Source organism: Mesorhizobium sp. M1A.F.Ca.IN.020.06.1.1 (assembly GCF_004023265.1).
In the GTDB taxonomy this organism is placed as follows: Bacteria; Pseudomonadota; Alphaproteobacteria; order Rhizobiales; family Rhizobiaceae; genus Mesorhizobium.
In genome coordinates this window covers 1-712 of record NZ_RZSR01001591.1, presented here as the reverse complement: position 1 = coordinate 712, position 712 = coordinate 1, and the positions used below count along the sequence as shown (strand labels likewise).

The window sequence follows — 712 nt, the reverse complement described above, 5'->3', positions numbered from 1 at the left end:
GTGTCGACCTCTGCCACGTAGTTCGGTGTCACTCCGGCCACTCCAAACGCCCGGTCCAGTGCGTCGCGGATCGTATGCGACCGTGCCGGCAGCACAAGAGGCAGTGTCGCTAGTTCCTCGACGGACACGGAGGTCGCGACATCTTCTACATGGGCAGGCCGGATCAGGTGGAGGCGCTGGCGAAAGAGGGGCTTGCGGGAAACACCATGGGTGGGTGTGTCCTCAAAGACCATGCAAACGTCCAGCGCGTTTGTCTCGATGAGCGACCTAATGCGGAGACAGTCACCGGTGACCAAGCGCAGGGTCACTTTGGGAAATGCCGTTCTGCAGGCGCCCACTAAGGGGCCAGCGAGGGAGAAGGCGAGCGTCGAAGACATGCCAAGCCCTACTGATCCTTCTGGCTCTCCCTCCGTGGAGCGAACGATGCCGCGCAGTTGCTCCATCCGCTGCAAGATGGCGACGGCCTCCCGATAGAAGGCCTTGCCCACCTGGGTGGGGCAAACGCCGCGAGCGCTGCGTTGCAACAAGGTGACGCCGAGCTTGGCTTCAAGGCCAGCGATCTGTTGGCTAAGGGCCGGCTGCGCCACGTGGATGGTGGCCGCTGCCCGGCAGAAGCTGCCCGCATCGACGATGCTCACGAAATAGCGGAGGTGACGTAGTTGCACTAAATAACCGAACAAGGTTGGAGAGAATTAGATCGCGCCTGAAGCGG

1 protein-coding gene is annotated in these 712 nt (G+C 61.9%); it reads right to left on the bottom strand.

Going from position 1 to position 712, the window contains the following annotated elements:
- On the bottom strand, nucleotides 1-638 hold a 638-nt coding region (locus EOA60_RS35740), incomplete at its 3' end, for a LysR substrate-binding domain-containing protein (RefSeq protein ID WP_164899912.1).
- Between the last annotated feature and the right edge of the window lie 74 nt (nucleotides 639-712).